5 protein-coding genes are annotated in these 5,942 nt (G+C 48.3%); all 5 read right to left on the bottom strand.

Translation table 11 applies throughout. The features are described from left to right. Positions 1-593, bottom strand: a 593-nt coding sequence (locus MHN01_RS13865) for a dipeptide/oligopeptide/nickel ABC transporter ATP-binding protein (protein WP_239411885.1), incomplete at its 3' end; no start/stop codon positions are given. A 15-nt stretch (positions 594-608) separates the two neighbouring features. Further along, the gene (locus MHN01_RS13860; RefSeq protein ID WP_239411884.1) at positions 609-1,475 is read right to left on the bottom strand and encodes an ABC transporter ATP-binding protein; all 867 of its coding nucleotides are present in this window, start codon (positions 1,473-1,475) and stop codon (positions 609-611) included. A gap of 34 nt (positions 1,476-1,509) precedes the next feature. Continuing rightward, positions 1,510-3,243, bottom strand: coding sequence for an extracellular solute-binding protein (locus MHN01_RS13855; RefSeq protein WP_239411886.1), 1,734 nt, complete (start codon positions 3,241-3,243; stop codon positions 1,510-1,512). A 153-nt stretch (positions 3,244-3,396) separates the two neighbouring features. After that, positions 3,397-4,437, bottom strand: a complete 1,041-nt coding sequence (locus tag MHN01_RS13850) for an ABC transporter permease (protein WP_239411883.1) — start codon at positions 4,435-4,437, stop codon at positions 3,397-3,399. 3 nt (positions 4,438-4,440) lie between these two features. After that, positions 4,441-5,466, bottom strand: coding sequence for an ABC transporter permease subunit (locus tag MHN01_RS13845; protein WP_239411882.1), 1,026 nt, complete (start codon positions 5,464-5,466; stop codon positions 4,441-4,443). Positions 5,467-5,942: the final 476 nt, after the last annotated feature.

Raw genomic sequence — 5,942 nt, 5'->3', positions numbered from 1 at the left:
TGAAGCAGCAAATTCAGGATCTGTGCCTGCACCGATACATCCAAGGCTGAAACTGATTCGTCGCAGATCAGCAATTTGGGTTTCAATGCAATCGCACGGGCGATGCCAATACGCTGGCGCTGGCCACCTGAAAACTCATGCGGATAACGAAGGGCTGCACTTTCTGGCAGTTCGACTTTAACAAGTAACTCCTTTACCCATTCCTTACGTTGTTTCGGGGTGCCGATGTCATGAATGATAAAGGGCTCTTCCAAAATCATACCAACAGTATGACGCTGGTTAAGTGACTCCATAGGATCTTGAAAGACGATTTGCATGTCTTTGCGAAGTGGGCGCATCTTTTTAACCGAATAGGCCGTAATATCCAGCCCCTCAAAGTAGATCTTGCCTTCTGTCGGCTCATACAGCTTGAGGATGGTTCGCCCCAATGTGCTTTTCCCACAACCAGACTCACCGACTAAGCCAAGAGTCTCTCCCCTTCTGACTGAAAAAGAGACACCATCAACAGCTTTAACGACATATCCAGATTTGAAGATCCCTTTTCCAGAGACGAAATGTTGCTTGAGTCCTTCAATACGGAGGATTTCATCCATATAAATACCCTTTGCCTACCCCTTGAAATCCGGAAACAGTTCGGGATCGATCGGTTTAATTTCTATCGGCTGCTTCGGCTCGTTATTGAGACTTGGCATCAGCCCCAGCAGTCGCTCGGTATAGGGGTGCTGAGGGCAGTCAAACAAGTCATAAACGTTGGCTTGTTCGACAATGCGCCCTCCATACATTACCGCCACGTCATCACAGATTTCAGCAACGACACCCAAATCATGAGTGATGAAGATCATTGCCATCTCAGTTTCTTCCTGCAATGCAATCATCAAGTCAAGGATCTGAGCCTGTACCGTCACATCAAGCGCCGTCGTCGGTTCATCACAAATGAGAATGTCAGGCTTACAGGCCAAGGCCATGGCTATCATCACCCGCTGCCTCATTCCCCCTGATAGGTTATGCGGATACTCCTTCAACCTTTTATCCGGCATCGGAATACGTACCTTATTGAGCATTTCCAGCGCATAAGCCATTCTGTCTTTTTTATTCAGCTCGGGGCGGTGCAACTCAAGCACCTCGTTAAGCTGCTTGCCGACGGAATACACCGGATTTAACGCTGTCATCGGATCCTGGAAAATAATAGAAATGCGGTTTCCCCGCATGGCATACATTTCGGTTGCCGGCAGCTGCAATAAATCAGTACCTCGATACAACACCTTACCGCCTGTTACATAGCCATAGGGTTTGGGAAGCAATCCCAGAACCGACAATGCGGTCACGCTTTTTCCACAGCCCGACTCCCCGACCAGGCCAAGAGTCTGTCCTTTATACACATCAAAACTGACCCCATGCAGGACCTTCGAAACCCCATCATCTGTCATAAATTCTGTTTCAAGATCCCTGACACTTAAAATGGCCTCTGATGACATACGGGTTCTCCTTTCACCGTCTCTGCTTGACCCGTTACAACTTGTAAGTATCGTCAATCACTGTCACGGGCTCGAAAGCGCGACCTTTTTTCATCGCCGCCTTGGTTTCTTTTTTCATATCCGTATCAATCCAAAACGTACCAAGCTCGACCGGATAAAACATGGATTCCGTTTTTTTGGTCATTCCCGGCACCGGGTATCGTATCCAGCGCCAATGGGCCTCTCGGGTATAGGGCACCATATAGCCTGGGACAATAATAAAGGCGTCAGTAACCATTTTCTGGATCGTGTGGGAAATCTGATATCGCTTACTGACATCAAACTCGGCTTTGAAGGCTTCAATCTGCTGATCGAGTGCCGGTGAACTGTAATTGGCATGATTGTTGGTTTGGGGCTTCACATTCTTGGAGTGAAGATATTCCCAATATGCCGGGATCTCCCCTCCTGCCATATTCAAGAAGGCAAGATCGTGTTTCTTTTCCAGAATAAATTTAAAGGCGGCCGAGCCATCGACCAGGTTCAGCGTCAATTCCAGGCCCGCCTGCTTCGCTTGCTCTTTTAAATAGGCAATACGCGGTGACCAGACAGAGTAGCCATAAGTCACCGAAAAACTCAGCCGCTGTCCCTGGCTGTTAACGCGAATACCATCGGGGCCAATTGTCTCGAAACCGGCTTTGGCAAAAAGCTCTGCGGCCAGCTGCGGATTGAACGCCGGCGGCTTGTTATCCCCGCGATCATACTCGCCATGGCCAAAACCTAGCCCATGAGGCTTGCGAACATAATCTCCTCGCAGCACATTTTTGATCATCCCGTCAAAGTCAGTTGCATACGTTAACCCTTTGCGGACTTCAATATTATCCAGCAAAGGCTTTGCCGTATTTATCCATAGGCCACCAGCACCTTGGGCAACCTGGTTATAGCCCCAGAATTTATGGATATACCCTTTCTGATAAGGCTGGCTAGCTGATTTATCATGCCAAAGATGTGGCAGTACCAAACCAAAGGTATCCAGGTCGCCTTTTTCAAAATGCTTGCGGGCAATGTCATTATCTCGGATCACACGAAGCCGGATCTTATCGACATTGTACCGGTTCTGATAATAGCGGTTGCCATACCCCCACCAATCCTTGCCGACATGCCTGAAGGTCACGCTTTTTCCCTTTTTGACCGTGTCGAGATAATACGCCCCCGTTGTCGGCTCGCTCCTGAAGTTATATTCACGTACAAAGTTATCGTCGATGCCATCCTTGTTCTTATCAGTGTCAGGCTTAAAAAAGTGCTCGGGACGCGGCTGGAGGCCATTGCTGGGTAAGTTAATCATAACCATCAGCTCGTCATTGCTCTTGGCCGCCTTGGCAATAATCGCAATAGTATGATCATCATATTTAATGACGGTATCGATAGTGTTGGTAAAGAAATCGTTATACCAGGGATCAATGATGTCTTTCGAACGGTAGTATTTCAGCATAAACAAATAGTCATCGGCAGTAACAGGCTCGCCATCAGACCACTTTGCCTCTGGATTGAGTTTGAAATAGACCGTTTTGTAATCGCTGCCAAATGCCCATGACTCAGCGAGTTGGGGGATCCACTTTCCGGTGTTAGGGTGTCTGGCCGCCAGCTTGGGCATGCCGTCCATAAAATAGTGCCTCAACCCTGAATTGGCATCCGGGCCGACACTGCGTAAGGTTTGCGGGAAGCTCGCCATAAACGATCTGAAGGTGCCGCCTCGTTTCGCCTGCTCCGAGGCAAACAGCGGCTCGTTCATATTTGATATCCACACCAACCCTTCAGGTAACTCGCTGGCATTAACACCATCAGCCGTGTTCGTTGCATTTGCTACACAGCTCAACCCCAAGAGAACTGACAATAAGTAAAGCTTTATCTTCTTATCCATTTTCACATCCTGAGTTAGCGGTCATTAAATATAACGAGTGAACTTCTTGGGATCGAAGGCCGCGCGTATCGCCTCTCCGATGAAAGTCACCATGATCAATACCAGAACAATTGCCGTCACTACCGAGGTAACAATCCAGGGCGAGTCCAGGTTTGATTTGCCCTGCTGTAGCAATTCTCCCCAGCTTGGCGTGGGCGGCATAAGCCCGAGTCCCAAGTAATCCAGTGCCGTTAATGCCGTGATATTGGCAGCAATCGTAAACGGGGCCAGCGTCACTATCATTACCATGGTATTGGGAAGAATATGATGAAAGATGATCCGGGCTGTTGAGGCTCCCAGTGCTTTGGCCGCCAAGACATACTCACGCGCCGATTCCTTGTAGGTCATCGTTCTCATGTACCAGGTCATGCCCATCCAGCCGAACAACACATTGATGGCAACAAACAAGGTAAAGGTGGGCTGTGTGATCGACACCAGAATCATGATGACGTACAGGAACGGTACCATTGACCACACTTCAATCAGACGCTGGACAAACAAATCAAATTTACCGCCCCAGAACCCCATGGCGCAGCCCACCGCCGTTCCGATGGCATAGGAAATGGTCATCGTCAGAAGCGCAAACCCCATCGCGGTTCTGAAGCCATAAACCAGACGCGCAAGAATATCGCGGCCTATTACATCAGTGCCGAGAAAGTGTCTGTTTTCAAAACTCGGTGCTGTCGGTGGATAATCGCCGCTGAAATCCTGCTCGTAGGGATCCCATGGCACAATCGGCATAAGGACAAAGTTATCGCTACCCTGAGCTGAAAATGCCAGGCTCATCGCCTGATAATCCGGCTCATTGCTATATCCGAGGCCATAGTCCGTCCCCGACTTCACGGCACTAAACACCGGAAAGGTATATTCGCCGTTATACCTGACAACCAATGCCTTGCTGTTGATAAGCAATTCGGCAAACAGGGACATCACCAGCAATAGCGACAGCACGACAAAAGACCAGTACCCGCGCTTGATTGCTTTGAAACGCCTTATTTTCTTGAGGGTCAGGGGGTTCAATTTCATTGGTCACGCTCCAAACCGCACTCGCGGATCAGCCAGCGCGACACAGATATCCGACAGGATATTGCCAACCATCAGCATCGCGGCATTAATCGCGACAATCCCCATCACAACAGGGTAATCACGCTGCATGATCGACTCATAACCAAGCAGACCGATCCCGTCGATATTGAAGATCACCTCGATCAAAAACGATCCTGTCATAAAGAAAAGCAACGAATTACCAAAGTGGCTCGCTATCGGGATAAGGCTATTACGAAGTGCATGGCGACGTACCGCCGTCCGGAAAGGCAGCCCCTTGGCGATTGCCGTACGGATATAGTCTGACGACAGGTTCTCCATCAGGTTGTTTTTCATCGTCATTGTCAGAGTGGCGAAGTCACCGATTAAGTAGCAAATCAGCGGCAGGACAGCATGCCAGAGAAGATCCGAGGCCTTTTCCGCAAACGTCTCGTAGTCCTCGAAATCATCGCCCACAAAGCCGCCCATCGGAAACCATTCCAGGTGATAACTGAAAAGGGTAATAAGCAGAACACCGACAACATAGCCCGGTAAGGCGTAGCCAATAAAAATTAAGATAGAAGAGCTAGAATCAAAGGCCGAACCATGCTTCACCGCTTTGTAGTAACCCAGCGGGATGGAAATAAAATAGCTGATAAAAAACGTCATCCCGCCATAAAAGAGCGAGACAGGGAGCCTTTCAGCAATCATCTCGGTGACCGGCTCGTAATACCGGGTTGATTCGCCAAGATCAAATTGCACCAGCTTGATGAGCCATTCCCAATAGGCCTGATGAACCGGTTTATCGAGGCCGTAAAACGCATTTAGCTGGGCCAGTTGATCGTCCGACAACGCTGAGCTTCCACCTGCCGTGGTCATCGCCGAAGCGCCGTCGCCCTGAAATTGCATATTGGCCAGCATTCGCTCGACAGGCCCGCCGGGCACCAGACGGGTAATGGCAAAAATGAGGACGGTTATGCCAAGAAACGTCGGTATCACCAAGGCCATGCGATGCAAGAAATACGACAGCATGTATCGACTAACTCCTTGTCTGACTGCGTGCGAGTAATGCTTCCTAATATTTAAAAGATAGCAGCAAGGAGAGATTTCAGCTTTTCAATCAATGTAATGAGGACTGGTAGTATCAAAACATACTCTTGGCTGCCGATGTGGTATACCAACATCAGCTCACCACATTCTGTACCCAAGCAATCAGAGTACATTACATACTCGTCTTATTGAAATGAGTCTGCTCTGGTATACCGCCACAGCTTAAATAATAAACATATTAGAAATATATGGCAGCACATTAAAATCAGAAGATATATAAAAGAAGTAGAAACACACCAAATGTCGGGTCAAATACAACACAACCTCCAAAAATCACGACACAACCTCCAAAAATCGCAATACATATAAAACCATACAACATTAAAGACAAAGTATTCAGTATTAACATCATATGTAGTTAATTAAACCACCCATTATAATAACACCAACAAACCTCC

It is taken from the genome of Photobacterium sp. OFAV2-7 (genome assembly GCF_022347985.1).
GTDB lineage: Bacteria > Pseudomonadota > Gammaproteobacteria > Enterobacterales > Vibrionaceae > Photobacterium.
This window is presented reverse-complemented; position numbering and strand designations above follow the sequence as displayed.

Coding starts and splice junctions, on each gene's coding strand:
- MHN01_RS13860 (WP_239411884.1), bottom strand. CDS start 1,475: ATGTCATCAGAGGCCATTTTAAGTGTCAGGGATCTTGAAACAGAATTT.
- MHN01_RS13855 (WP_239411886.1), bottom strand. CDS start 3,243: ATGAACGAGCCGCTGTTTGCCTCGGAGCAGGCGAAACGAGGCGGCACC.
- MHN01_RS13845 (WP_239411882.1), bottom strand. CDS start 5,466: ATGCTGTCGTATTTCTTGCATCGCATGGCCTTGGTGATACCGACGTTT.
- MHN01_RS13850 (WP_239411883.1), bottom strand. CDS start 4,437: ATGAAATTGAACCCCCTGACCCTCAAGAAAATAAGGCGTTTCAAAGCA.